This window comes from Streptomyces vastus (genome assembly GCF_039532825.1).
GTDB classification, from domain to species: Bacteria; Actinomycetota; Actinomycetes; order Streptomycetales; family Streptomycetaceae; genus Streptomyces; species Streptomyces vastus.
Genome location: NZ_BAAASJ010000060.1, coordinates 35,432 through 61,356 on the forward strand (window position 1 = coordinate 35,432; position 25,925 = coordinate 61,356).

21 protein-coding genes and 1 pseudogene are annotated in these 25,925 nt (G+C 70.0%); 12 read left to right on the forward strand and 10 right to left on the reverse strand.

The genetic code is table 11. The features are described 5' to 3' along the window. Position 1 precedes the first annotated feature (1 nt). From ABD357_RS24910 to pgfA, 6 genes are all read right to left on the reverse strand, one after another. Positions 2-745 (reverse strand): class I SAM-dependent methyltransferase, encoded by a 744-nt coding sequence (locus ABD357_RS24910; protein WP_344393043.1) that lies wholly within the window; start codon positions 743-745, stop codon positions 2-4. Next, positions 742-2,091 (reverse strand): condensation protein, encoded by a 1,350-nt coding sequence (locus ABD357_RS24915; RefSeq protein ID WP_344393045.1) that lies wholly within the window; start codon positions 2,089-2,091, stop codon positions 742-744. Before ABD357_RS24915 ends, ABD357_RS24910 begins: the two co-directional genes overlap by 4 nt. Beyond that, entirely contained in the window at positions 2,088-6,746 is a 4,659-nt protein-coding gene (locus tag ABD357_RS24920; protein ID WP_344393047.1) for an alpha-(1->3)-arabinofuranosyltransferase, read from the reverse strand. The genes ABD357_RS24915 and ABD357_RS24920 overlap by 4 nt, the downstream gene beginning before the upstream one ends. Beyond that, positions 6,743-7,525: a class I SAM-dependent methyltransferase gene (locus tag ABD357_RS24925; RefSeq protein WP_344393049.1), complete on the reverse strand. Its 783-nt coding sequence runs from the start codon at positions 7,523-7,525 to the stop codon at positions 6,743-6,745. Before ABD357_RS24925 ends, ABD357_RS24920 begins: the two co-directional genes overlap by 4 nt. Next, complete coding sequence (locus tag ABD357_RS24930) at positions 7,522-8,673, reverse strand: glycosyltransferase family 4 protein (RefSeq protein WP_344393050.1); 1,152 nt, start codon at positions 8,671-8,673, stop codon at positions 7,522-7,524. The genes ABD357_RS24925 and ABD357_RS24930 overlap by 4 nt, the downstream gene beginning before the upstream one ends. A gap of 225 nt (positions 8,674-8,898) precedes the next feature. Then, positions 8,899-9,876, reverse strand: a complete 978-nt coding sequence (gene pgfA, locus ABD357_RS24935; RefSeq protein ID WP_344393052.1) for a cell envelope lipid trafficking protein PgfA — start codon at positions 9,874-9,876, stop codon at positions 8,899-8,901. A 266-nt stretch (positions 9,877-10,142) separates the two neighbouring features. Here pgfA and ABD357_RS24940 point away from each other — a divergent pair, with 266 nt between their 5' ends. The 8 genes from ABD357_RS24940 (at position 10,143) to arfA (ending at position 18,575) form a co-directional block, all read left to right on the forward strand. Further along, positions 10,143-10,295, forward strand: a complete 153-nt coding sequence (locus tag ABD357_RS24940) for a hypothetical protein (RefSeq protein ID WP_344393054.1) — start codon at positions 10,143-10,145, stop codon at positions 10,293-10,295. Between the two features lie 2 nt (positions 10,296-10,297). Beyond that, complete coding sequence (locus tag ABD357_RS24945) at positions 10,298-11,548, forward strand: PucR-like N-terminal domain-containing protein (RefSeq protein WP_344393057.1); 1,251 nt, start codon at positions 10,298-10,300, stop codon at positions 11,546-11,548. A 290-nt stretch (positions 11,549-11,838) separates the two neighbouring features. Beyond that, positions 11,839-12,612 (forward strand): IclR family transcriptional regulator, encoded by a 774-nt coding sequence (locus ABD357_RS24950; RefSeq protein WP_344393059.1) that lies wholly within the window; start codon positions 11,839-11,841, stop codon positions 12,610-12,612. Beyond that, a complete protein-coding gene (locus tag ABD357_RS24955; RefSeq protein ID WP_344393061.1) occupies positions 12,609-13,469 on the forward strand; it encodes an SMP-30/gluconolactonase/LRE family protein in 861 nt (286 codons plus the stop codon). Before ABD357_RS24950 ends, ABD357_RS24955 begins: the two co-directional genes overlap by 4 nt. Before the next feature lie 263 nt (positions 13,470-13,732). Next, positions 13,733-15,088 carry an extracellular solute-binding protein gene (locus tag ABD357_RS24960; RefSeq protein ID WP_344393062.1) on the forward strand — a complete coding sequence of 452 codons (1,356 nt, stop codon included), beginning with the start codon at positions 13,733-13,735 and terminating at the stop codon, positions 15,086-15,088. Then, positions 15,085-16,026, forward strand: coding sequence for a carbohydrate ABC transporter permease (locus tag ABD357_RS24965; RefSeq protein WP_344393063.1), 942 nt, complete (start codon positions 15,085-15,087; stop codon positions 16,024-16,026). Before ABD357_RS24960 ends, ABD357_RS24965 begins: the two co-directional genes overlap by 4 nt. Then, complete coding sequence (locus ABD357_RS24970) at positions 16,023-16,886, forward strand: carbohydrate ABC transporter permease (protein ID WP_344393065.1); 864 nt, start codon at positions 16,023-16,025, stop codon at positions 16,884-16,886. Before ABD357_RS24965 ends, ABD357_RS24970 begins: the two co-directional genes overlap by 4 nt. Before the next feature lie 174 nt (positions 16,887-17,060). After that, positions 17,061-18,575 carry an arabinosylfuranosidase ArfA gene (gene arfA, locus ABD357_RS24975; protein WP_344393067.1) on the forward strand — a complete coding sequence of 505 codons (1,515 nt, stop codon included), beginning with the start codon at positions 17,061-17,063 and terminating at the stop codon, positions 18,573-18,575. Positions 18,576-18,790: 215 nt separating this feature from the next. Here the strand turns inward: arfA and ABD357_RS24980 are convergent, their stop codons facing one another. Further along, on the reverse strand, positions 18,791-19,357 hold the full coding sequence (locus ABD357_RS24980) for a GNAT family N-acetyltransferase (RefSeq protein WP_344393069.1): 567 nt from the start codon (positions 19,355-19,357) through the stop codon (positions 18,791-18,793). A 149-nt stretch (positions 19,358-19,506) separates the two neighbouring features. On the opposite strand from ABD357_RS24980, the gene ABD357_RS24985 reads away from it, so the two are divergent. From ABD357_RS24985 to ABD357_RS44815, 3 genes and pseudogenes are all read left to right on the forward strand, one after another. Further along, on the forward strand, positions 19,507-20,148 hold the full coding sequence (locus tag ABD357_RS24985) for an HAD family hydrolase (RefSeq protein WP_344393070.1): 642 nt from the start codon (positions 19,507-19,509) through the stop codon (positions 20,146-20,148). Between the two features lie 104 nt (positions 20,149-20,252). Beyond that, a complete protein-coding gene (locus tag ABD357_RS24990; protein ID WP_344393071.1) occupies positions 20,253-21,440 on the forward strand; it encodes a helix-turn-helix domain-containing protein in 1,188 nt (395 codons plus the stop codon). A gap of 420 nt (positions 21,441-21,860) precedes the next feature. Continuing rightward, positions 21,861-22,040: pseudogene (locus tag ABD357_RS44815) on the forward strand (hypothetical protein); the annotation flags it as partial. A gap of 6 nt (positions 22,041-22,046) precedes the next feature. Here the strand turns inward: ABD357_RS44815 and ABD357_RS25000 are convergent. Both ABD357_RS25000 and ABD357_RS25005 read right to left on the reverse strand, forming a co-directional pair. Further along, positions 22,047-22,790, reverse strand: coding sequence for an ABC transporter permease (locus ABD357_RS25000; protein WP_344393074.1), 744 nt, complete (start codon positions 22,788-22,790; stop codon positions 22,047-22,049). Beyond that, entirely contained in the window at positions 22,783-23,751 is a 969-nt protein-coding gene (locus ABD357_RS25005) for an ABC transporter ATP-binding protein (protein WP_344393076.1), read from the reverse strand. The genes ABD357_RS25000 and ABD357_RS25005 overlap by 8 nt, the downstream gene beginning before the upstream one ends. A 131-nt stretch (positions 23,752-23,882) precedes the next feature. Between ABD357_RS25005 and ABD357_RS25010 the strand changes: the two genes are divergently transcribed. Then, positions 23,883-24,635 carry a TetR/AcrR family transcriptional regulator gene (locus ABD357_RS25010; RefSeq protein ID WP_344393078.1) on the forward strand — a complete coding sequence of 251 codons (753 nt, stop codon included), beginning with the start codon at positions 23,883-23,885 and terminating at the stop codon, positions 24,633-24,635. Positions 24,636-24,650: 15 nt separating this feature from the next. Here ABD357_RS25010 and ABD357_RS25015 read toward each other — a convergent pair whose 3' ends face one another. Further along, entirely contained in the window at positions 24,651-25,913 is a 1,263-nt protein-coding gene (locus ABD357_RS25015; RefSeq protein WP_344393080.1) for an MFS transporter, read from the reverse strand. Positions 25,914-25,925: the final 12 nt, after the last annotated feature.

Here is a 25,925-nt window from a genome sequence, read left to right on the forward strand (position 1 = left end):
GCTACGTCCTCCGTGCGTGCAGGAGCAGGATCGAGGACATGGATGGAGCCCGGCAGGCCAGCCGGTCCAGTGGACGCATCGGGCGCGGTACGCCGTGGAAGGGCGCCCCCCGCAGTCGTACGACCTCGAAGCCCGAGGCGGCCACGAACTCCCGTAGCGCGCGGGCGGTGTAGAGCCGCAGATGGCCCACGACCTCCTGCCCTGGACGGCCGTGGATGGCGCGCAGGCTCACCTCGGAGAAGACGGGCTGGACTCCTGCGAGGAGCAGGGCCCGGTTGTACCAGGCGGCCAGGTTCGGGGTGGAGAGCATGAGATGACCTCCGGGGCGCAGGATCCGGTGGATCTCGTCGAGGGCCGCATCCGGGTCCACGAGGTGTTCGATGACCTCGCTGAACAGGACGGCGTCGGCGCAGCCGGACCTGAACGGCAGCCCGCCGTCGGTGAGTTCGCCGCGTACCGCGTACGGGATGTGGGCGTGCGCGCGTTTCAGGGCGTCCTGGGACCAGTCGACGCCGATGATGCGGTGGCCCGCGAGGATCGGGGCAGCGGTCGCGGCGGCGCTGCCGTCGCCGCAGCCGATGTCGATGACGGTCCGTGCGCCGGATGTGGCCGGGCCGAGGGCTTCGGCGAGCATCCGGGCCTGGCGGAGGCTGCGGGGGGTGCCGGAGGCGACGGTGACGTCCGGGTCCTCGTAGAAGTCCCGTAGTCCGTGCGGTCGTTCGCGGCGGGGCGGGGCGGTGGTCATGGGCCGTTCCCCCTCGTGGGCTTCTCCCGCGGGGGCTCCTCCGCGTGTTCCGTCGCGTGCAGATAGTGCTCGAACAGGTCGCGGAGGTGGCAGCCGTCGCCGTGGCTGAGGAGGGTGCGGGACCAGCGCAGCGCGAGGTGCAGCCGGCCCGCCGTGGCGGCCGTCGTGACGGTCAGGCCGCGGGGCATGCGCGCGGGGGCGGAGAACCACACCGCGTGCGCGCGGCCCGCTCCCTCGCCGAAGTCGAGCGGGTACGGGACGCGGCCGATGTTGCTCAGCAGGGTCGTCGACGTCCAGGGCGCGGCTGCTCGGCGCAGGCCTCTGGTGAGCGCGGCCCGCCAGGGCACGGGGGCCCAGGGGGAGGTCAACAGGGCAGCCCCGTGGCCGAGTTGGGGCCGCGGCTGGGCCTTGAGGGCGCGCGTGCGGTCCGCCGTACGACGCAACAGGCCGGGCAGGTCGGAGGCGTCCAGCTCCTCGGGTGTGAACGGGACTTCGACGAGCCGGGTGCCGTTGCCGATGGGCATGTCCGTGCCGCGCGGCCGGTCGTCCACCGGCATCGTGATGCGCAGGGGTCGGGGATGGGCGCCGTGTTCCCGGTTCCAGTGGGCGATCATCATCGCGGTGGCCACCATGAGCTGGTCGTTCACGGTGTAGGGGGAGCCCTTGGGCCGGTGCGGCACGTTCAGCTCGGACACGAGCATGCCGTTGCCGGGGGAGGGCTCGGGGGTGCCGTGGGCGACCCGGGCGGGCGGGGTCCAGCTGGAGGGGGCGTCAACTTCCGTGGGGGCGGCGCCTGCTGTACGGGTCGGGGGCGCGGCGGGGGCGTTGTCGCGTCCTCCGTAGAGCTCGGCCGCGGTGGCCAGGACCCTGAGGCAGGCGGGGCCGTCCAGGGCGGTGTGGTTGATGGTGAGGAAGAGAACGGTGCCGTCGTCCTCCGGATCGCGGACGACCTCCAGCCTGATCGGCGGGGACGCCGAGAGCGGCGGGGCGGAGGCGAGCGCCCTGTCCCGGGCGTGCTTCAGGGCGTCGCGGTCCGGCGCCGGGAACGTCACCACCTCCACGTCCGGGTCGCGGGTGAGTTCCCATTCGTAGCGGCGGCGGTACCAGGGCCCCGCGGCCTCGCGCATCAGGATGCGGGGGTGGCGGTGCAGGGCCGCGGTGAAGGCCGTCTTCAGGCGGGCCGGGTCGAGATGGCCCGGCAGGTGGACCTCGATGTGGACGGTCTCCGGCTCCTCCTCCTGGAGGCAGTGCCGGGCGACCTCGTCCACGACGGGGAACGGGATCCGGGCGGGCGGCCGTACGGGTCCGTCCGTGCCGTCACGCGCCGAGTGGTCCAGGGTGGTCATGTGGTTTCGCCTTCCCCCGTCTCTTCCTTGTCCCGTGGTTCCGTCGCTTCGGTCCCTTCGGGACGTGTCGCCTTGAGCTTCGGCTTACTGAGCGGGAAGCGGACGGTCGGTGGATCGGGTATCCGCCGGTCGGACTCGGGGCCCCGCGCGGAGACGGTGGGCCCGGCCTCGTACTTCGGCGGCGTCTGAGGCGCTGCTTCCTGCGACTCCGGCGTCTGAGACGACTCCTGAGGCGTCCGGGGCGGCGGCAGCAGTCCCGGCTCACCCGCACCCTCACTCGGCGTCGCACCCGCACCCGGTCCCGACGGAGACCCGGCCTCGGGCGCCCCCGACGGAGACGTCGTCCCGGGCGGCCCGTACGTCTCTCCGCGCTGCCGATTCGGCAGCGGCGCCGTAGGCGCCTCCGAGCCGGGCGCGGGGGCAGGCGCAGGCGCCGGCGGCACAGGCGGAACACCGAACCCGCCGGGACCGCCGAATCCTCCGGAACCTCCGGGCTGCGATCCCGGAGGCACAGCCCCCTGAGCCCCCTGTGGCTCCAGCGCAGCACCGCGCGTCGACACCAGCCCCGCGAACAGCCCGATCAGCGCCAGCAGTTGGGCCGCGGGACCGAACGTCCCCTCGTCCGCCGAGGCCGGCGTCCCCGCGCCCGTGGCGGCGGCGATCCCGGCCCCCGCGAGCGCGAGGAACGCGATCGGCACCAGCAGCGCGTGCCGCTTCCATGCGATGAGTGCCAGAACCGGCACCAGGAGCGCGAAGAAGCCGGCGATCACGGCAGCCACCAGCGTGAGCGCCACGACGCCCAGGATCATCCCGGGAGCGGGCGGCAGCGGCGAGGGCTCGTCCGTGTTGGGCGAGTTGCGCCGGTACAGGACGAGACCCGCGAGCGCGAGCACTCCGACCCCGCCGCCGATCAGCCCGGCCTCGTACGTCGTGGAGGGCTCGTACGACAGCTTGACGTTGCCGCCCTCGCCCGCTGGGATCCGCCAGCCCTGCTGCCAGCCGTCGAGCCGGACCGGGTCCAGCTCGTCGCCGTTCAGCGTGGCCTTCCAGCCCTCGTTGAAGTTCTCGTACGTCGTCAGATACGAGGCCGCACCCGAGCCGACGCTCACCTCGCGGAGGTCGCCCAGCCAGTCCCGTATCTCCAGCTCACGCTCGGTCGTGGAGGGGGCTGCGACCGTGCCGCGGGTCAGCGTGACGTCCGTGACCGCGAGCGGACCGGCGTCGCCCGCCTCGACGCGGTGCGCGCCCGAGTCGAGGGAGAGCGAGGTGTCCGCGCGGCCCTGCTGGCAGAGCGTCACCTCGATGGGCCGCCGCTCCACCAGGTCCTCGACCGTTCCGGACGCGCTGGTCTCGTACAGCTCGTCGTCGATGGCGAGCGTCGGGCCCTGGCCGCAGGGCACGTCGAAGGTGCGGTCGACGTCGGGCTGCGGGGTGCGGTACTGGTCGAGCGCCGGGATGTACGCCTCGGTCAGGCCGACCGGCAGTTGCAGATCTTCGTCGACGACCGGGTTGTGGACGGTCATCTCCGCGGTGTCGGTGATCGTGATGTCCAGCCGGTCGGTGGTGATCGCGGGGAAGCGGACGATGCCGTTCTCGTCGACACCGGCGATCGCCGCGCCGTCCGGCGAGCTGATGTTCACCTTGGTGGGCCGGGTGGACAGACCGCCCGCGGGCGGCAGGACGATCTCGTCGACGGCCTGCTTGTCCGGCCAGCGCAGATGGATCGTGGGGTTGTCCCCGGCGATCCAGGCGGTGGTCAGATCGCCGTCGGTGAGATTGCGCGGCGACAGACCGACACCGAGGTTGGCCGTGGAGTCGGCGGTCGCGGTGATCTGGCTCTGCTGCTCGGGCGCCACCCGGTAGAGCAGTTCGTCGAGTTCGGTGCTCGGGATCGGGACCGCGCTCGCCTTCACCTCGTACGAGCCCGCCGCCTCGGAGTTCCAGCGGCGGTGCAGGCCCGCCTCCGTGCCCGTCGGGGAGAAGCCGCCCGGGTCGGAGGCCCGGTGGAGCGAGACGACCTCGGCGGCGGCGTCGGTGCGCTCGGCGTCCCTGGGGAGCCGCAGCATGCGGGTCACCTGGACGTCGGGGATGCTGATCTCGGAGAAACCGGCCCCGGTGAGACCGGTGTGCCGGGCCACCGAGTCGACGATGGTGATCCGCAGCCAGTCCGTCTCGCCCTCAGGCGCCTTGATCCGCTGCCGCATGCCGTTGGCCTGGAGGTAGCTCGTCGCGGAGCCGCGTTCGGTCTCCACCCGGACCCGGGTGGGCGCCGACCGCACACTGTCCTGCGGCAGCGGCGTGACCCGGATCGAGGAGGGGATGTCGGTCTTCTCCGTGAAGCCGATCCGCAGCCACTCGCCGTTCGCCGAACCCGCGGCGCCCTCGGCCCACGCGGTGTTCGGATTGCCGTCGAAGGCGTTCACGGGGTCGTACTGCGGCAGATGGAACAGCCAGTTGCCGCTCGACGAGGCGGTCACCGAGCGAGCGCCACGCAGCTCGGCCACCGTCTGGTGCTCGATGCCCTCCGTCGGCAGGATCTGGTGCGGCTTCTCACCGGCGTCCTGGAAGCTGCCGGAGTGATTGCGTTCGTCGCGGGTGTACGTGTACGAGGTGTTGGCGTTGACCAGACCGAACCGGGTGTCGGCGCGCCGCAGCCCGTCACCCGTCACCTGGAGCGGGGGAGTGCCGAGCCCGGGGTGGTTGTCACCGGTCAGCACCGCGGGCCGGTCCCGGAATGCCGGATCGGCGGACATCGGCAGCAGTGCCTCAGGGCCGCCGGAGACCACGGCCGTGTCGGCGACGGCCTTCAGTCCGGCCTGCCCGGGCCGCTGCACGTCCTCGGCCGGCTCGTAGATCTCGACGGCGCGGTGCCGCGGATACAGGCCCTCGACCTGCACCGGGGTGTCTTCCGCGATCGTCCCGCCCGTCATCACCGGGCCGAGGCCGGTCACCCGGCGGTAGCCCGACTCCTCCAGGGTGCGCTTAACCGTCGTGGTCGGTACGTAGCCCATCTGGTCCGGGTCGAGATCGTTGCGCACGACGACGTAGTGGAGCCCGGCCCGGCTCAAGTAGTCGGCCAGGCCAGGGACTTCGCCGCCCGTCAGCAGCGCCTGCTCGACCGCGTCCATGGCGCGCCGGTTGCCCGCGGTGCCGAACGGCACGTAGTCCCGCTGCGCCCAGCGGGACTCGGCGAGCACGTCGAGGGGCTGGTCGATGGGGGAGCCCCAGGTGTAGATGCCGTGCGCGGTGGCGGGGACGACGAGGGCGCGGGAGTCGGGGGAGTACTTCTCCAGCCAGTCGGCCGTGGCCTTCCAGTACTTGGGGAGCTCCTGGAACGAACCCGGTTGCAGGATCGACCCGTTGAAGTAGGGCAGGGCGAGGCCGGGCAGGACGAGGACCGCCGCGATCAGCGGGGCGAACCGCCGGCCGCGTACGGGACGGGCGCCCCGTGTCTCGGAGGCGACGCCGACCAGATGCATCAGCCCGAAGACCAGCGCGAGGGCCAGGCCCACCTGGAACTTGTAGATGTTGCGGAAGGGAGCGAGGCCGCCGTCCAGCCAGCCTTGGAAGGTCTCGTGGAAGGGCGCCCCGAACGAACCGCCGTACCCGGCAAGGGTGATGAGTGCGACCGACAGCACGACCAGGACCAGCCAGCGCCGTTCGGGCAGATCGCGGCGGGCGAGCCCGGCGAGACCGAGGCCGGCCGCGAGAGCCGAGCAGACGATCACGAGCACCGAGGAGGCGACGGTCCAGCCGGCGGGCAGCCAGGCCTCGCCGAAGTTCAGATAGGCGACCCAGTTGCCGGCGCCGCGCAGCATCTCCGTGGCCGACATGGTGGCCGTGGTGGTCTGTGAACTCTCGATGTACGGAAGGAAGTTCTCGCCGTAGATGCCGAGCAGCAGCAGCGGGATCACCCACCAGGCCGTCGCCAGGATCACCCCCGGCACCCACCAGGCGATCAGCTTGCGCTGCCTCGGGCCGCGCGGGCGGGAGAGGAGATACAGGCCGACGGGCAGCAGGGCGGCCAGAGTTGTCGCCGCGTTGACGCCGCCCATGAAGGGGATGAGCAGCGCCGAGCGCAGGGCGGCGATCCGCGCGCTGTAACGCTCGTTCGTCAGCGGCAGCAGCACCCACGGCAGCATCGCGCCCGGCAGCGCCGCCGCCGAGGTCGAGCCGACGACGATGGTGAACACTGGCCACAGCGCGTACACCACCGCGCCCAGCAGCCGGGAGGGGCGGTTGCCGATGCCGAGCCGCTCGGCCAGCCGCAGCGCACCCCAGAAGGCGACGCTCACGACGAGCGACAGCCACAGGCGCTCGGCCAGCCACACCGGTATGCCCAGCAGGTCGGTCAGCGCGTAGTACGGCAGCATCGGGAAGGCGTAACCGATGTACTGGTCCGCGATACCGCCGAAGCCGCCCCGGTCGTGCCACAGCTGACCGAGATCGGCCATGAACTGCCAGGGATCGACCGACACCCCGAGCTTGGTCTCGAAGGTCTGCCGGCCCGGGTCCACGGCCAGGAACAGCACGAACACCACGGCCCAGAACCCCAGAAGCCACCGTCGTGACCGCGGCCCCTCAGGGGGATCGGGCACAGGAGGGAGGGGACGTGTCGGCGCCGGGGGAGGAGCCGACTGGACCGTACTGGTCATGGATACCGCCGGAGTATGAGGAGGAGATTCCAGGTGGCGAACTCGCGCAGCCCCGGCGCCTTCGCGACGGTTTCCGCGAGGAACGGCCAGTAGCGGGAGCGCGCCGAGACGACCGTGACGTCGTCTCTTTCGCGCACCTGCCTGAGGGTGGTTCCGATATGTACGGCGAAGAGGTTCTCGCCGAGGGTGTGCTTGGCGTCCTTGCCGGTACGCCGCCGGTAGCGGGCGCGGGCCCGCTCGGCGCCGAAGTAGTGCCAGGGCGCCCACTCGTGACCGCCCCAGGGGGACAGCCAGTTGGTGAACGACACATAGATCAGTCCGCCGGGCTTGGTGACCCGCACCATCTCGCTGAGGAAGGTCTGCGGGTCGGCCACATGCTCGAGGACGTTGGAGGAGAAGCAGACGTCGGCGACGCCGTCCGCCAACGGCAGCAGATAGCCGTCCGCGACGACCGCGCCCTCGGGCGGCTTCTCGCCGAGTTCTTGTACGTCCGGCTCGAAGAGGTAGGCGTACGCGCCGCGCCGCCGGAATTCCTCGGTGAACCAGCCGCCCCCGCCGCCCACGTCCACGACGGTCCGGCCCTTCACCGGACCGTCGTACGCCTCCACCTGGTCGACGGCGTCACGGGCGAGCAGCGAGTAGCAGGCCTCCGGGTCTTCTTGCTCATGGAGGAAGGCGCGGAAGAGGGCGACGGAACGGCGCAGCGAGGGGTCCTTCAGACCCGTCCCCGTACGTCTGCCTTTGCCCGTGCCTCTGCCGGAACCCGTGGAAGTGCTCATGGCTGGTAGCTCCTCACCGCCTCCGCCGCGACCGCGCGGAACTGACGGACCGTTTGATGCCAGCGGTACTGGGCGGCACGCTCACGGGCCGCCTTGCCCATCAGGGTGCGGCGTTCGGCGGACAGGGCGAGGGTGCACCAGGCCGCCGCGAACGACGACTCGCCGCGGGCAAGGAGCCCGGTCTCGCCGTCCACGATGGAGTCCCGCAGACCGGGTACGTCGAAGGAGATGGCCGGAGTCTCACGGGCGGCTGCCTCGGTCACCACCAGGCCCCAGCCCTCGACCGCCGAGGGGTGCAGCAGCATCCAGGCGGCGCAGAGCAGCCGGTGCTTCTCGGCTTCGGAGACATGACCCCTGAACTCCACGCCGGGGCCTGCGAGTTGTTCCAGACGTTCGCGTTCCGGCCCGTCGCCGACGATCACCAGACGGCCGCCGGTGACCGGGCGGACCCGCTCCCACAGCCGCAGCAGCAGATCGATGCGCTTGTACTCGACGAGCCGTCCCATCGCCAGGAACAGCGGCTCCGGCGAGCGCTCGGCCCGCGGGCCCGGCTCCTCGACGCCGTTGTGGACGACCCGTATGCGCTCACGCTCGACCCCGATGTCGCGCAGCGCGTGTGCCGTCGACGGGGAGACGGCGACCAGCAGATTGCGGCGCTGGGCACCCGCGAGTGCCCAGTGCTCGAGTCTTCGGCCGAGCCGGGCGGCGGGCGCCAGCGGACCGCCGAACCGCATCTTCCACAGATCGGTGTGCACATGGTTGACCAGGCACAGGGTCGGGCCGCGATGCCACAACGGCGCCAGATACGGCATCCCGTTGCAGACCTCGACCAGCAGATCGCAGTCACCGACCTGGCGCTGGAAAGCCGAACGGACCTTCAGATAGTGGCCGAGGTCGCCGCCGGCCGACACGACACGGTAGTCGCGGTATGCGGCCGGGCCCCCGCACAGCAGGGTGACCTGGTGGCCGAGCTGGGTCAGGCCCTCGGCGAGCTTGTCGACGAGGAGTTCGGAACCGCCCGCCGCCGCGTTGCCGAAGTCACGGCGGGCGAGGAAGACGACACGGCGCGGCTGTGGGGGATGCGCCGGGGGTCGCTGCGCGGTGCGGGGGAAAGCAGCGCGCAACGACGAAGGCACGTGCTGGGGCATTGGTGCTCCAACTCGTCTCGGGGTGCGGAACCAGCGTGGGGGGTACGGCAAGTGCGGCGTTTTCGGCAAGCTCACGCGGTGCGGATGTGTGGTGGTTGTGGAACCGGCTGTGGCGATGGTGTGGGCAGGCTGTGTTTGGGTGGGGGTGGATAGTTTTCGCCCACCGGTTCGATGCTGCTACTCACCCGGGTGACAAATTCCGGCCTTTATCCAGCTGACGTCTCATCACATTGTGAGTGGCTGCTGGGACGACTCGGACGTTTCGGGATGCGGACGCCCGCGCACCACCAAAATGACCCCCACGATGGCGAGCAGTCCGCCCGCCACGCCCGCCCCGATGGGCAACGTCTGCCCCACCATGCGCAGTTGGCGAGAGTCGGCCTTGGCGAGTTCCACCTGCTTCTTCTGTGTATCAGTGGTGAAGGCGATGCGCTTGCTGTCCAGCAGAACCGCGGCGTCCTCGTCGGAGCCGGGTGCCCGCAACGTCTGACGGATCCCGGTCGCCGCGAACATGATCCGGCCCGTGGCCTGGTCGACGACCAGCTCGAGACCGTGGTTGGAGTACCACTCCTCGGCGAGCACCTGGCTGCGCTCGGGCTGGTCCACGATGCTGCCCGGCACCATCCGGGTGCCGTTCTTGGCGGGCGCCACCTTCGCGGTGAACTGCATGCCCTCGTACCCCTGGATCTTCTTCTTGCCCTGGTACTCCATGGTGATCGTCGAGCCCAGGATGTTGTCCCACCAGCGGTAATCGCGCTTCTGCACGTCGAAGGGGAACTTCAGATACGCCTCGCCCTCGAAGTACGGCTCCTCCTGGCAGCAGTGCACCGGAGCGTTCGTCTTCCGGTCGGTCACCCAGCGCTCCATCGTCCAGCGCAGCGCGTCATGCGGGTCGGCGGCCGGCAGCGACTTCTCGGTGTCCAGGGTCGTCGAAACGTCCCAGACAGCCCGGCCGCTCTTCTCGCTGTCGGCGACATCGCCGCGGACCTGCCGGGTGATCGTGATCTTTTTGTTGTGAACGGTTTCGATCTCATCCGTGTCGAAATAGCTTCCCGTGCCGGTGAACACGGTCTTGGTGTCGATGTCGATCGGATTCTGCTTGGCGCGCGGTTCGACAAACCAGGCGAGCAGGGGGGCCAGGACGAGCAAAAACACGCCCAGACCCAGGATGATCAGCGAAAACGGTGAGGCAGTGCGGCGCATCCGGGCACTCCAGAGGCTTGTGGTGACACGGCACAGGGATGTGCGGACACAGTGGTGGGAGGGTGCACAAGCGGTATGGGCCGGGAACCGTAAGCGCACCCTTGACGAAGTGTCAATGCATTGTCGAGACTGTCCCCTGCCGGAAGGGGCCGGCTGGGGCGTATGAATGGGCAGGCAGCCGCACAGACTTCTGATGCGGTTGACCGGGGTGGGACCACCATTCAACCCGGTGGGACCACCTTTCGACTGAGAGGGCTGACCCTTCGATGCCCAGACTGCTTGCCGCCCTGCTGACGGTAACCGCCGCCGCCGTACTCGCCGTTGGTGCCGCCGTCGGCATCGTCGCGCTGCTGAACGCGACGCCCGACCAGCCGAACACCCCACTCATCACGTATGAGACGGCCGGCCGGGAACGCTGACCATGGCGCTCCGCCCGGGAACCACGGGAACCATCAGCACGCGCTCGGCCTGGCGTGACGTACCGCGCCTCCAGGTCCGGCAGTTCGCGGCCATCGCCTTGGCCGAGGCGCCGGACCTCGCCGAGGAGATCCTGCGGGAGATCCGCCGCGAGTACCCCCATCTGCCCGTCGTGCTCGACGACTCCGGCGAGCCCATGGCGCTGATCGGCATCCGCCGGGCCATCGAGGTCTTCATCCAGCATCTGGAGAGCTCCGAGGGCCGCCCGCGCGTCCACCCCGAGGTCTTCCAGGAGTTCGGCCGAGGTGAGGGACTGAACGGCCGCAGCCTCGACTCGCTCCAGGCGATCTACCGGATGGGAGTACGCCTCGCCTGGCGCCGTTTCGCCGAGATCGGGCAGCGCGTGGAGATCCCGCCGCCCGCGATGTACGAGCTGGTCGACGCCGGCTACGAGTACCTGGACGGGCTCGTCGACCAGTCCGTACGCGGCTACGCCGAGGCCGCCGCCCGGCAGGCCGGCGAGCGGCTCCGTCTCCAGCGCGGGCTCATGGAACTGCTGCTCACCGAGCACCACCGGGGCGACCCGACCGAGGCGCTCGGCGAACGGGCCGCGCGCATCGGCTGGCCGCTGCCCGGCAAGGTTGCGGTGGGCGTACTGCTGCGGCCCGCCCGGGAGGCCGTCGCCCCCGCCGTAGGGCAGGGCGTACTGCTGGACATGGAATACGAACAGCCCCGGATGGTCGTGCCCGACCCGGACGCCGCCGGGCGCCCCGAGCTCCTGCGGCGCGCGATGACCGGCTGGGCGGGTGCCATCGGCCCGCCCGTACCACTGGCCGACGCGGCGAAGTCGCTGCGCTGGGCCGAGGCGGCGGTGCGGCTGATGGAGCGCGGACTGCTGCCCTCCGGGGGCGTCCTCTACTGCACGGAACACACGGAGGCCCTGGTTCTGCTTCAGCCGGAGGAGTTGATCGACGACCTTGCGCTGCGGTGTCTGGCGCCGCTCGCACATTGCGGGCCCACCCATGGGCGGCGGCTGGCGGAGACGCTGCTGGCGTGGCTGGAGACGCGGGGCGGTGCACCCGAGGTGGCCGCTCGGCTCGGGGTCCATCCGCAGACGGTGCGGTATCGCCTTCGGCAGATCCGCGAACTGTGGGGGGACGAGATCGATGACCCCGATCGACGGTTCGAGCTGGAACTGGTGTTGCGTGCGCAGCGGCTGCGGGGGGAGCTGGGGGATCCGCGGGCTCGGCGCTGACGCTCCGCTGGTGGGCCGCTTTTATGCAGGCCGGTTGTGAGCCGCGGGTCCGTTGTGGCTGGTCGCTCCCCCACTCTCGAATTCGCTCGAGCGGGGGGACCCCCATTGCGGCGGAGCCGCAAATTGATACGGCCCCGCGCCCCTGACGTAGGCGCGCCCCCCGGCTCTGTTTTCCCTGCTCAGGCAGTCGTGCCTACCTGCATGTTGCCTGGCGAAAGCCACTATGCGTAGCCTGTGTTCGTCATGCCGATCGTCTGTTGAAATATCGAACACTAGGGAGGGGGCCGGTCGTGGGACGTCTCGTGCCAGCCGTGACCCGGGCTCTCGACATTCTCGAGCTCTTTCTCGACGGGGACGGAACACTTTCCGCCCCCGACATCGTGCGCAAGCTCCAGCTGCCCCGCACCACCGTGCACGAGCTGGTGACCACGCTCGCCGCGCGCTCGTACATCGTGCAGGTACCGGGCCAGCCGGGACGCTACCGCCTCGGTGTGCGCCCGTATCAGCTCGGCAGCCGGTACGCCGAGCAGCTGGACCTCGCCGCCGAGGGCCAGCAGGTCGCCCGGTCCGTCGCGGAGACCTGCGACGAGACGGTGCACGTCGCGATCCTGGAGGGCACGGACGTCATCTACATCGCCAAGGTCGACTCCACGCACGCCGTGCGCATGGTGTCCGCCGCCGGCCGCCGCCTCCCCGCGCACTGCACCTCCGTGGGCAAGATGCTGCTCGCCTCACTCCCCGACTCCGAGCTGACCTCGCGGATCCCCGAGAGCGGCGAGCTCCCCGCGATGACACCGAACAGCATCACCGATCCGGCCGCCCTGCGCGAGACCCTCGCCGACATCCGCCGCCGGGGCGTCGCCGTGGAGAACCGCGAGTCGAACCCCGACGTCAGCTGCGTGGCCGCCCCCGTACGCGACCGCACGGGCCAGGTCGTCGCCGCGCTCTCCATCTCCGTACCGATGATCCGCTGGAGCGACGACCGCCGCGGCGAGCTGGAGCAGCTCGCCATGAAGGGCGCCGCGGAACTGTCGGAGCGACTCGGGCACCGGAGCGTGGCATGACCGTCGAAGTGGCCATACGCGAATACGCCGCTCTGGGCGAGGGTCCGACCTGGGACGCCGAAGCCCAGCGGCTGATCTGGGTCGACATCCTCGGCTCCAGGGTCCACACGTACGAGCCGGACTCCGGCCGCCGTACGGTCCTGGCGACCGAACAGCACGTGGGCGCCGCGAAGCCCCGTACGGGTGGCGGTCTGGTGCTCAATCTCCGGGACGGCGTGGCACTCCTCGGTCCCGACCGCGCCGGCGGCCCTGACGGCTTCCGGTGGCTGCACCGGGAGGTCGTCCCCGGCCGCCGCGCCAACGACGCGGCGGTCGCCCCCGACGGTTCGCTGTGGGCGGGCACGATGCGCTACGACGAGGCGCCGGGCGGCGGCACGCTCTCCCGTTACACCGCCGACGGCACGGTGGAGGTCGTCCTCGACGACGTGGCCGTCAGCAACGGCACGGGCTGGAGCCCCGACGGCAGCCTGATGTACTACATCGACTCGCCGACGCGCCGCATCGACGTCTTCGACGTCGGAGACGACCAACGACCGGTCAACAGGCGTCAGTTGGCGGCCATCGAGGACGGCGCAGGCTTCCCCGACGGCCTCACCGTCGATGCCGACGGCTGCGTCTGGGTGGCCCTCTGGGACGGCGCCGCCGTCCACCGCTACACCCCCTCCGGCGAACTGGACCGAGTGATCCAGCTCCCCACCCGCCGCCCCACGGCCTGCGCCTTCGGCGGCCCCGACCTGACGGACCTTTACATCACCACGGCCCGTACGGGTCTGGAGGAGCCACACCCGATGTCCGGCTCGGTGCTGGTGGTGCCGGGCGCGGGGAAGGGGATCCGGCAGCCGGCGTTCGCCGGATAGCCAACGCTCGCGCCGGATGGCGCCCCGTAAGGGGCGCGGGGAACTGCGCGACCAGCCACGACGGCCCCGCAGCCGCAACCCACCCCGCCCCGCGGAGCGCACAAAGCGCTTTCCTTGTCCAGCAACCGAATGGGGAAAGCGCTTTCTGCGCGAACCCTTGACGCGCAAGCGCTTCGATTCTACGGTCCCGTTCGAAGTTACGTGCGCCATTCGAAATCCCGAATGGCTGAAGCCGGTAGACACCTCGGACAGTAAGGCGGGGCATGGGACGACCTGACCTGAATCGCAGGCAACTGCTGGGCGGAATCGGCGGATTAGCGGTCGCGGGCAGCTTCGGTTTCGCCGCGCTGGGCACCGGCGCCGATGCGCTCGCCTCCGGCGCGGACACCCGGGTGCGCTACTGGAACCTCTTCAGCGGCGGCGACGGCGCCAACATGATCGCGATGCTGGACTCCTTCCGTAAGGAAAACCCCGGCATCGACGTGAAGGACTCCACCTTCCAGTGGGGCAACCCCTTCTACTCCAAGCTCGCCATGGCGGCCGCCGGCAACCGCGCACCCGACCTCGGTGTCATGCACCTGGGCCGGATCACCGGCTTCTCGCCCGGCCGCCTTCTGGATCCCTGGGACGTCGACCTGCTCGCCAAGTACGGCGTACGGGAAGCGGACTTCAACCCCGACCTGTGGAAGCGCGCCGTCATCGACGGCGAGCTCTACGCCCTCCCGCTCGACATCCACGTCCAGCTCTGCTTCTACCGCAAGGACGTACTGAAGAAGGCGGGCCTGCTCGACGACGACGGCCGGATCGTGCCCGTGACATCGACCGGCGAGTGGTTCGACGTGCTCAAGGAGGCCAAGAAGGCCACCAAGAAGGGGTTGCAGGCCATCGGCCTGTGGATCAACGACCAGAACTTCCAGTGGTGGTTCTTCGTCGCCTTCTACACCCAGCTCGGCGGTACCTGGTTCAACGCCGCCAACTCCGAGGTCACCTTCGACACCGACAAGGCCACCCAGGTCCTGGAGTTCCTGCGCCAACACATCACCGACGGGTACGCCAACCCGGGCATGGGCTCCGTCGGCGCCGAACAGTTCATGAACGGCGCGCCCTTCGCCTGGGAGGGCAACTGGTCGGTGCCGGTCTTCTCCGGAGCGAAGCTCGACTACGGGGCGACCCCGCTGCCGCCCGTCTTCGGCAAGCAGGCCACCCACGCCGAGTCGCACGCCTTCGTCCTGCCGCACCAGTCCGAACGCGGCGGCGCCACGAACGAGGCCGCCCACCGGCTCGCCGCCTACGTCGTCCAGCACGCCCAGCAGTGGGCGGCCGGCGGCCACATCCCCGCCTACACGCCGACCCTGTCCACGGCCGCGTACAAGGAGCTGAACCCGCAGAGCGAGTACGTGTCGGCCATGGACCACCAGGCGACCGAGCCGAAGGTGTGGTTCGCGGGCTCCACCGGCATCCTCGCCCAGCGCCTCGGTCCCGTCATCGTCTCCTCGACGATGGGCTCCGCCAAGCCGGAGGCCGTCGCCCGCCGGATGAAGGGCGCGCTCACCCAGTTGCTCGCCATGAAGAACCCCATGGACGGCCAGACCGCCGCGCAGGGAGGTGCCGTCGCGTGACGACCGCCAGTACAGAGACCGTCATCGCACCCCCTCGCACGAAGACCGCCGCGCTGAGTGCCACCGCCCGCCGCAAGCAGGGCTTCCAGCACGGCGGCTGGTTCGTCGCCCCGTTCCTCGCCCTGTTCGTGCTCTTCGTGATCTGGCCGCTGGTGCGCGGTGTCTACCTCAGCTTCACGGACGCCAACATCGCGGGCGACAGCGCCAACTTCGTCGGCCTCGACAACTACCGCGAGGCCCTCCAGGACCCGCAGATGTGGGACGCGCTCGGCCACAGCGCCTACTTCACGCTCCTGGTCGTGCCCTGCATCACCGTCCTCGCCTTCCTCCTCGCGACGCTCGCCCACCACATCGAGCACGCGAAGTGGCTGTGGCGACTGTGCTTCTTCGCCCCGTTCCTGCTGCCCTCCACGGTCGCGGGCAACCTGTGGCAGTGGCTGTTCAACCCGGGCACGGGCATGATCAACCACGTCTTCGGCATCGAGACACCCTGGCTGACCGACAAGTCGTACGCCATGCTCGCCATCGTCATCACGACCCTGTGGTGGACGGTCGGCTTCAGCTTCCTGCTCTACCTCGCCGCGCTCCAGGGCATCCCCGACCACCTCTACGAGGCCGCCAAACTGGACGGCGCGAACGCCTGGCACCGCATGGTGCACATCACCGTGCCGATGCTGCGCAACATCACCGGGCTCGTGATCGCCCTGCAGATCCTCGCCTCGCTCCAGGTCTTCGACCAGGCAGTCGTGATGATGGACTTCTCGCCGGGACCGGAGGAATCGACCCGCACCTTCGTCCAGTTCACCCTCGAAGAGGGCTTCACCAGCTACCGCGTGGGCTACGCCTCCGCGATCTCCATCATCTTCTTCGTGATCATCGCGGCCGTCGCTCTCGCGCGGATGTGGCTGCTGCGCAACCGTGAGGAGACCGCCCGATGACCACCGCCGCGGACGTCCGCGTCAAGCACCGCAAATCCTCCTGGACGCCCAGCCAGATCATCCTCACCCTCCTCGGCACGGCCGTCTCCGTCGTCTTTCTCTCCCCCTTCGCCTGGGGCCTGTTCACCTCGCTCAAGTCGGAGACCGAGGCGGTGGCGGTGCCCCCGCACTGGCTGCCGGAGGACTGGACGAGCCAGGCGTGGAAGGCCCTGTTCGCGACGGGCAACATCACCAACTGGTTCGTCAACTCCCTGGTCGTCTCGGTGTGCGTGACGACGGTGGTGCTGATCGTGAGCGCACTCGCCGGGTACGGGTTCGCGCGCACCGAGTTCCGCGGCAAGGGCGTCCTTCTGGGCGTGGTCATGGCGGGCCTGATGATCTCCCCGGCGGTCCTCGGCGTCCCCCTGTTCACCACGGTCCAGCAGATGGGGATGGTCGACACGTACTGGGGCATGATCCTGCCGCAGTGCGCGCCCGCCGCGATGGTCTACATCCTCTACAAGTTCTTTCAGGGCATCCCACGCGAACTGGAGGAGGCCGCGTTCATCGACGGCGCCGGCCGCTGGCGGGTCTTCTTCACGATCGTCGTCCCGCTCGCGAGGCCGTCACTGGCGGCCGTGGGCATCTTCACCTTCATCGCCTCATGGAACAACTTCCTCTGGCCGTACATGGTCACCAACAACCCCGACCTGATGACCATGCCGAACGGCATCGCGACCGTCATGAACTCGTACGGCATCCAGTGGGCTCAGCTGATGGCCGGCGGGTTGATGGCCGGGCTGCCGCTGATCATCGTGTTCGTCTTCTTCCAGCGGCAGATAGTGGCGGGGGTGGCCCATACGGGCTTGGCAGGGCAGTAACTCTCGTAAAAGGACGCCCAGTTGAGCGCCCTTCTAGGAGCGCGGGGCTGTATCAATATGCGGCTCCGCCGCGATGGGGGCCCCGCTCGAGCGAAGCCGAGAGTGGGGGAGCGACCAGCCACCGACAACCCGCAGCCACCAACGAACAAGAACCACCCTCCCCGAAAGGCGACCATGCACAAGGCCCGCTTCACCCTCGACCCCGCCTTCACCGTCGGCGAGGTCAACCCCCGACTCTTCGGCTCCTTCGTCGAGCACCTCGGCCGCTGCGTCTACACCGGCATCTTCGAACCGGGCCACCCCACCGCCGACGAACACGGCATCCGAACCGACGTCCTGGACCTGGTCCGCGAACTCGGCGCAACAGTCATCCGCTACCCCGGCGGCAACTTCGTCTCCGGCTACAAATGGGAGGACTCGGTGGGTCCCGCCGAGGACCGCCCCCGCCGCCTCGACCTCGCCTGGCACTCGACCGAGACCAACCGCTTCGGCCTCTCCGAATACATCGCCTTCCTCCGCAAGGTCGGCCCCCAGTCAGAGCCCATGATGGCGGTCAACCTAGGCACCCGAGGCGTCGCCGAGGCCCTGGAACTCCAGGAGTACGCCAACCACACCTCCGGCACCGCACTCGCGGAGAAGCGCATCGCCCACGGCGACAAGGACCCCTTCGGAATCAAACTCTGGTGCCTCGGCAACGAGATGGACGGCCCCTGGCAGACGGGCCACAAGACGGCGGAGGAGTACGGCCGTATCGCCGCCGAGACGGCCCGCGCGATGCGCCAGCTCGACCCGACCGTCGAGCTGGTCGCCTGCGGCTCCTCCAGCCAGGGCATGCCGACGTTCGCCGAGTGGGAGGCGACGGTGCTGGCGGAGACGTACGACCTCGTCGACTACATCTCGCTGCACGCCTACTACTGGCCGGAGGACGGCGACGTCGACTCCTTCCTCGCCTCCGCCGTCGACATGGAGTCCTTCATCGACAACGTCGTCGCGACCGCCGACCACGTGGGCGCGAGGCTCAAGTCGAAGAAGCGGATCAACCTCTCCTTCGACGAGTGGAACGTCTGGTACCTGCCCAAGTGGGAGGAGCACGCGAAGACGTTCGAGCAGGACGACTGGCCCGAGGCCCCCCGCCTCCTGGAGGACAACTACAGCGTCACCGACGCCGTCGTCTTCGGCTCGCTCCTCATCGCGCTGCTCCGGCATGCGGACCGCGTGACCGTGGCCTGCCTCGCCCAACTCGTCAACGTCATCGCCCCGATCCTGACCGAGCCGGGCGGCCCGGCCTGGCGCCAGACGACGTTCTTCCCCTTCGCGCAGGCGTCCCGGTACGGGCGCGGCCAGGTCCTCGACGTACGGGTCGACTCACCGACGTACGAAACGAAGAAGTACGGCGAGACGAACCTGCTGCACGCCACGGCCGTACGAGCGGAGGACGGCTCGGTGACGGTGTTCGCGGTCAACCGCAGCCGTACGGAGCCGCTGCCGCTGGAAGTCGCCCTGAACGGACTGGAGTTGACCTCCCTGGTCGAGCACAGCGCACTCGCGGACGCCGACCCCGACGCCCGCAACACCCTCGACAACCCGGACCGCGTCACCCCGCACCCCGTCGACGGCACCACCCTCCAGGACGGCACACTGAACGCCGTCCTGGAGCCCTTGTCCTGGAACGTGATCCGGCTCCGTTAGCACGTCCGCCGGCAGAGGCTCGTCGTGCGGAGGCGTGGGGGAGGGCCACGCCTCACGGGCTCATGACCCCTACCCTGCAAAAAGCGTGAACACAAAGCGGGAGTACGTCCTTCAGACGCTCAAACGAGCGCTGCGTGAACACGGCGCGGAAAATTGCTCACGCCGTGCGACTCGGCCCCCGCCCCCTGAGCCCGCCGCCCCAACACCCCACCTCTTCAGGCCCTTCGGGAGGCAACAGCCCATTCGCGGTCGAGCATGGCGTGGACGACGGAGTCACGCCACCGGCCGGCCTTGAAGATGTGCTCCCGGATGGTCCCCTCCTCGACCATGCCCGCCGCTGCCATGGTTTTCGCTGATGCCTCGTTGAGCGGAGAACGTGCTCCCCAGATGCGGTGGAGGCCCAGATCCCCGAACCCGAACCCGAGGCCGAGGAGGAGGCGCACGGTCTCGAGTCCGTAGCCGACTCCCCAGGTGTCAGGACGCAGCGCGAAACCCATGGTGGCTCCGCGCTGCTGATGCGGGTCGGTGGCCAGGCGGCCGGACCCGATCAGCTCGGCCGTGTTCCGCTCGATGACGGCGAGCTGGTACTCGGCGCGAGGGCTCACGGTGGCGGAGGCGATCGACCGGGACACGACCTCCGCGACCTGTTCACGGCTACGCGGTTCGAACGACAGGTGCTCCGTGGCTTCGGGGCCGCCGTAGACGGCGAGCATCGCATCCACGTCCTCGTCGACGAGTTCACGCAGATCGAGGCGCGGGCCGGAACGGCTGACCGGGTACATGCCTCGGACTGTACCCGCGGGGCAGAGCGGGCCGGTTCGCCGGAAGGCCTCGATCTCCGCGCGCAGGTCCGGACTGCGGCGGCGGTCGCGTGAGGCTGCTCATCAGGACCTGCCGGACCCGACCGCTGTGAGGTCATAGGCTTCGTGGAGTGATCGAGACCATCGTCCTGGACATCGGTGAGACCATCACCTGCGACGACCGCTACTGGAACTCGTGGGCCGACTGGCTCGGAATTCCCCGCCACACGCTCTCCGCCCTCGTCGGCGCGGTCGTCGCCCAGGGCCGCGACAACGCCGACGCCGTACGCCTCGCGAAGCCCGACGTCGACCTGGCCGCCGAGTACCGCGCCCGTGAGGCTGCCGGGCGCGGTGAGTTCCTGGACGAGTCGGATCTGTACGACGATGTCCGCCCCGCCCTGACCCGCCTGCGTGAGCTCGGTGCCAAGGTCGTCGTCGCCGGGAATCAGACGAGGCGTGCGGGTGAGTTGTTGCGTGGCCTGGACCTGCCGGCCGACCTGATCGTGACGTCCGGCGAGTGGGGTGTGGCCAAGCCCGACCCGGCGTTCTTCGAGCGCGTTCTCGAGGTGGCGCAGGCCGCGCCAGACGCGACTGTCTACGTTGGCGACCACCCGGCCAACGACCTCTACCCGGCCAAGGCCTCCGGGCTGCGCGCGGCCCACATCCGCCGGGGTCCGTGGGGACACCTGTGGGCCGACGACCCTGCCATCGTCGCGGCGGCGGACTGGCGGATCGACTCCCTGACCCAACTCACGGAGATCCTCGCTGGCTGACGGATGATAACGGCCCTGACTGCCGTGGTTGTTGAGCCGTTCGCGTATCCGCAGCGTGCGCGCGCGGGTACGGTTCGGAGTGGACGTCCCGCATTGGAGCCTGTATGTCCGTGCACGCCGGCAGCGGGGTGGGCAAGCGCATCGCCTACTACCGCAGCGTCGCCCGCCCCAAGATGACGCAACAGCAACTCGCTGACGCCGCATGCGTCGCCCTGGGCACCATCCGCAAGATCGAGCGCGGGGAGCGAGGCGTCGCCGAGGCCACCCTCGATGCCATCGCCGCCGCCCTTGGCATCGACCCCGTCCGCCTTCGTCACGACCGGGCGGCCACGCACACTCCCGTCCACGACACACTTCCGGCACTCTCTGCTGCCATCGCCGCCTACGACATCCCCGAGGACGGCCCCACCCGTTCTCTCCCCAGCCTGCAAGTCGCCGTCACCGAGGCCGCTCACTGGCGGCTCTCCGCCCAGTACACGCGCCTCGTCCGCAGGCTCCCCAGCCTGCTCACCGAACTGGCCCGCGCCTACCATGCCGCGCCAACCCACCAGGGTCCCCAGCCGGCGCAACTCCTGGTCAGTGCCTACCGCTCCGCCGATGCCGTTGCCTACAAGTTCGGAGCCCACGACCTGTCAGCGCGCCTGATCGAACTCATGCGATGGGCGGCGTCCGACGCGGAAGACCCGCTGCTCACCGCTTCCGTCGCCTACGTTCGGACCGAGACGTTCTTCGCCGCCCGCGCCTACTCCGCTGGGCTGCGCTGCTTGGAGCAGGCCATGGACTCGGCCCCCGCTCCCAGCACGGTGGGCGCGATCGCGTCCAAGGGCGCACTGCACATGCGCGCGGCCGTCATCGCTGGCCGCGCCCGTGATGCCGCGGCTGCCGAGACGCACCTCGCCGAGGCCAGCAAGCTCGCCGACCAGATCCCCGAAGGCATCTACTGCGGCACCGCGTTCGGACCCGACACCGTCCGCATCCACGAGGTATCTGTCGCGGTCAGTCTGGGTGACGACCACGCAGGTCGGGCTCTTGTGATCGCCGATGCCTGGCAGCCGCCTGCCGATCTCCCAGCCGAGCGGCGCTCCGGCTTCTACATCGAACTCGCCCGCGCCCAACTGTGGTCCGGACGCGCGGGCGAGGCGTTCGAGTCACTGCAAGTCGCCCGGCGGATCGCCCCGCAGCACACCCGCGAGCACCCCTGGGTCCGTGAGGACGCCGCCACCCTCCGCCGATTGAAGCGGGCCGACTCGGAGGCTCTCACCAACTTCGCCGAGTGGTGCGCCGCCACCTGAACGAGACACCCCCAACTACCCCTCGCTGGGGTACTTGTGGCCCTTCCCAGCCCTCACCATCTGTCCCACGCACAGAAACCGGCAGATGGGATCGACAATGCACCTTGTAACACGGGTACTTGCCTGGGCAGGAGTGGTGCTCTTCGGATCGCCTGCACCCAGTCCTGAACCGGGCCAAACCGCGCCCAGGACGGGCCTGGAGACCAGCTCGAGCAACCTGGGCCTGCCGGTACTGCCGGTTCACGACCCGTCGCCCGGAGCATGGAGCACCACCCTTTCCGGACCCCACCGCCGCAAGGCCCACCCCTCGTGGCTACCCACTTGCGCGGACGACTCCGTCACGAGCGCCCTCGTACGCGCCTACGTTCCGCCGCCCGAGGAGTGCACGCGGGCACTGGCCGTCCTGGAAAGGGAGGCCAGGTGACGACGTACGAGCCCCGACTTGGCGACACCGTCGAGGACACCGGCACCGGCAAGATCGGCAGAGTCATGGGGTTCGTCGGCCCGTACGTGCAACTGCGGCCCGTCGGCGGAGGCCGGGAATGGGACGCGCGGCCCGACAACCTGCGCGCCGCCCTCCTCACCCAGGCCCTGAGCGCAGGTCACCTAAGCCGTACGCCGCTTGAACAGCGCTCCCGAAGCGGCCGCCGAGGCGGTGAGGATGCCCGTGCACCAGGCGAGTGCCACCCACCCCGTCGAGCCCACCGGCTGCCCGAGCAGTAGTCCGCGTACCGCCTCGATGACATGGGTGACGGGCTGGTGGGCGGCGAAGCCCTGGAGCCACGACGGCATGGTGTCGGTCGGCACGAAGGCGCTGCTCGGGTAGGGCAGGAAGCTCACGAAGAAGGTGAAACCCCCGGCTGCCTCGGGGGACTTGACGAGCAGGCCCACCGCGGCGGACAGCCAGGAGAGCGCCGCGATGTAGGCGACCAGGAGGCCGATCGCGGCGAGCCAGCCGCCCGGGCCGGCCGAGGGGCGGAAGCCGATCGCGAAGGCGAGCGCGAAGACCAGGGCGGTGGCGATCAGGTTCCGGGCCGTGGAGGCGAGAACGTGGCCCGCCAGGACGGGGGTGCCGCCGATGTCGAGGGATCGGAAGCGGTCGATGATGCCGCCCTTGAGGTCCTCGGTGACGGCCACGGCGGTGCTGGCCGAGCCGAAGCCGGCGCACAGCAGCAGGACGCCGGGGACGACGTAAGTGACATACTCCGTACCGGTGTTGATGGCTCCGCCGAAGAAGTACACGAAGATCAGGAGCAGCATCACCGGGAGCGCCATGGCCATCATCAGGGCGTCGACGTTGCGGCGGCTGAGCCGGACGGAGCGGCCGGTCATTATGAGTGCGTCAGACATGGCTGGGCTCCTGGTGTGCGGGCTGTGTCGGCTTCGTGAGGGTCAGGAAGACGTCGTCGAGGGTGGCCGTGTGCAGCGAGAACCGTTCGATGACCGTGCCGTCGGGGTCCAACGCGTCGAGCAGCGCCCGCACCTGGGGCGCACCGCCGTCGGTGAAGAAGCCCAGGGTGCGGGTCTCGGGCTCGCTGTACACCGCCTGTGACGCCAGGCGCAGATAGGCGGCCGGGTCGGTCAGGACGACGTCGAGGCGGTGGCCATCGACGCGCCGCTTCAGTTCCTCGGAGGTGCCCTCGGCGACCAGCTCGCCGCCGTGCAGCACGGCGATACGGTCCGCCAACCGATCGGCCTCCTCCAGGTACTGGGTGGTCAGGAAGACCGTCGTGCCCCGCGCCGACAGCTCGCGCACCACGCTCCACAGCTCCTGGCGGCTGCGCGGGTCGAGGCCCGTCGTCGGCTCATCCAGGAAGATCACTTCGGGTTGGCCCACCAGGGACGCGGCCAGGTCGAGGCGCCGCCGCATGCCTCCCGAGTACGTCTTGACCAGGCGGTCGGCGGCGTCTGCGAGGTCGAAGCGGTCGAGAAGTTCGGCGGCCCGGGTGCGTGCGGCGGCGCGGGAGGTGCGGGCGCCGCCGTGGGTGCGGGCGAGCCGGGCCATCATCCGCAGGTTCTCCGCGCCGGTCTGCATCTCGTCGACCGCCGCGAACTGACCGGTGAGGCTGATCGCGCGGCGGGCCCGGGCCCGCTCGGTGCGCAGGTCGTGCCCGGCGACCCTGGCGGTGCCCGCGTCGGCCTCGGTGAGCGTGGCCAGGATGCGCACGGTGGTGGTCTTGCCCGCGCCGTTCGGGCCGAGCAGGGCGTGCACGGTGCCGCGCGGCACCGTCAGGTCGAGACCGCGCAGGACCTCGACCTTTCCGTAGGTCTTGCGGAGGCCGGTGGCCTCGATGGCGGGTGCGTCGGGCATGGCCTCGCCTCTCCATGACTACTTACTGCGTAATTATTACGCATTACCGTGTAAGGGTTACGCAGAACTAGGATGTGCGTCAAGCCGGAGGCCGAGGAACGGTCCCGGGTGCGCAGAGGGAGGCGACGCGGATGGCGGCGGCGGACGAGGACACCGGCCTGCCCGCGAGCCTCGCGACGGCCTGGGGTTTCAGAGCCCGCCCCTCGAAAGGGCCGAAGCCGGGGCTCAGCCTGGACCGCATCGTGGCCGCGGCGGTGGGCGTCGCGGCCGCCGAGGGCATCGGGGCGGTGTCGATGGGGCGCGTCGCCAAGGAGCTCGGCGCCTCGCCGATGTCGCTCTACCGGTACGTCGGCGCCAAGGACGAGCTCTACATCCTGATGCAGGAGGCGGTCACGCCCGCGCCCCCCGAACCGCTGCCCGACGGGGCCGGGTGGCGCGCGGGGCTGACCCGGTGGGCGCGGGCGCAGCGCGCGTTCTTCCACGAGAACCTGTGGCTCCTGCGGATCCCGATCTCCGGGCCGCCCGCGAGCCCGAAGTCGGTGGCGTGGATGGAGTACGGTCTCGCAGCCCTCGACGGCACCGGGCTCGACGAGGGCACGAAACTCGGAGTGATCATGCTGGTCAGCGGCTATGTGCGCAACGAGGCGACGCTGATGTCCGACCTGGATGCCGCGTACACGACGAGCGGCCACGCCCCCGACGAGGTCTTGCGCCGCTACCAGCGCACCCTTGCCACCCTTACCGACCCCGAACGCCACCCGGCCGTCACGCGCGTCCTCGAATCCGATGCCCTGGACCAGACGGACGAGCCGGACGCGGACTTCGAGTTCGGACTCGAGGTCGTGCTCGACGGGGTGGCGGCACTGATCGCGCGGCGCGGTTAGGGAGTTGCTTCCGGCTCACCAAGGAGAACCGGCACTGTCCATCTGCCTCCAGGCCGGGAAGACCACCGGACACAGCGTGGCGAGCAGATACGCACCGCCAACCGCCAGCAGCGACGAGGACAGGCCGACCGAATCCACGAGGAAGCCCGCAGCCGGCCCGCCCAGCGGAGTGACCAGCTGGAACGAGGCTGTTGTCGCACTGAGCACGCGGCTGCGCAGTTCCTCCGGGACCGTCTCATACATCACGGTGGCCATGATGGGGTTGAGCACACCGCAGGCGAGCCCCTCAACCGCCATCATCACCGCCAGCGGTGCGAAAGAGTCGGTGAAGGCGGCCACCACGAAGCGCGGCAGGCCCACGATGAGAAACGCGACCGTGAACACCGGCCACCGCCGAAAGCGGCTGCCCACCGCCCCATAGGCCAGCGCCCCCGTGAGCGCGCAGATCCCGAACGCAGCCTCCAGCAGACCGAGATCGACGGAACCACCCAGCTCCTCACGGGCATGCACGGGGAGGAGCACGGCACTCCACCCCTGGTCGAGGCCCCTGGTCACCAGCGTCATGAGGCACAGGCCCAGCAGCAACGGCGTGGCCGACACGAAGCGATAGCCCTGCCCCAGCTCACGACGGTAGGCACGCAACGACATCGGCTCGGCTCGCGGCTGGGCCTGCGCCTCGGGCAGGCCGCGCACCCCGAACGCGAACAGCGGCGCGGACACGGTGAAGGTCGCGGCATCCACCAACAGGACGTTCTCGGCTCCGAGTACGGCGATGAGCACACCCCCGACAGCCGATCCGGTCAGCGCCGCACAGCGTGACGCACCGTCGTACAACCCGGCAGCCCTGGTCAGCGGCATCCGGGCGCGTTCGGCGAGCGTGGGCAACAGCACACCGCGGGCCGTTTCACCCGGCGCACGGAACAGCCCTGTGACCGCCATCAACGCGCACAGCATCCAGAAATGCAGGACGCCGGCGAACTGCAGTAGCGGGATCGCCACGACGGCCGCTCCGCAGGCGAGGTCCGAGATGACGGCCACCCGCCGCCGGCCGATCCGGTCGATGACCGGACCACCGACAAGCGCGGCCAGGACTACGGGCAGCATCGTGCAGAACGCGACGATGCCGGCCTTGGCGGCACTGCCCGTGCTCTGCAGCACGAACCACGGCACGCCCATGTATGTGAGGCAACTCCCGGTGATCGAAACGACGTTGGCGGCAAGGACCGTTGTCAGAGGACGGCGATCACCGGGCAAGGAATCTACGGAATCTTCGGACACTGCGGTGGTCTC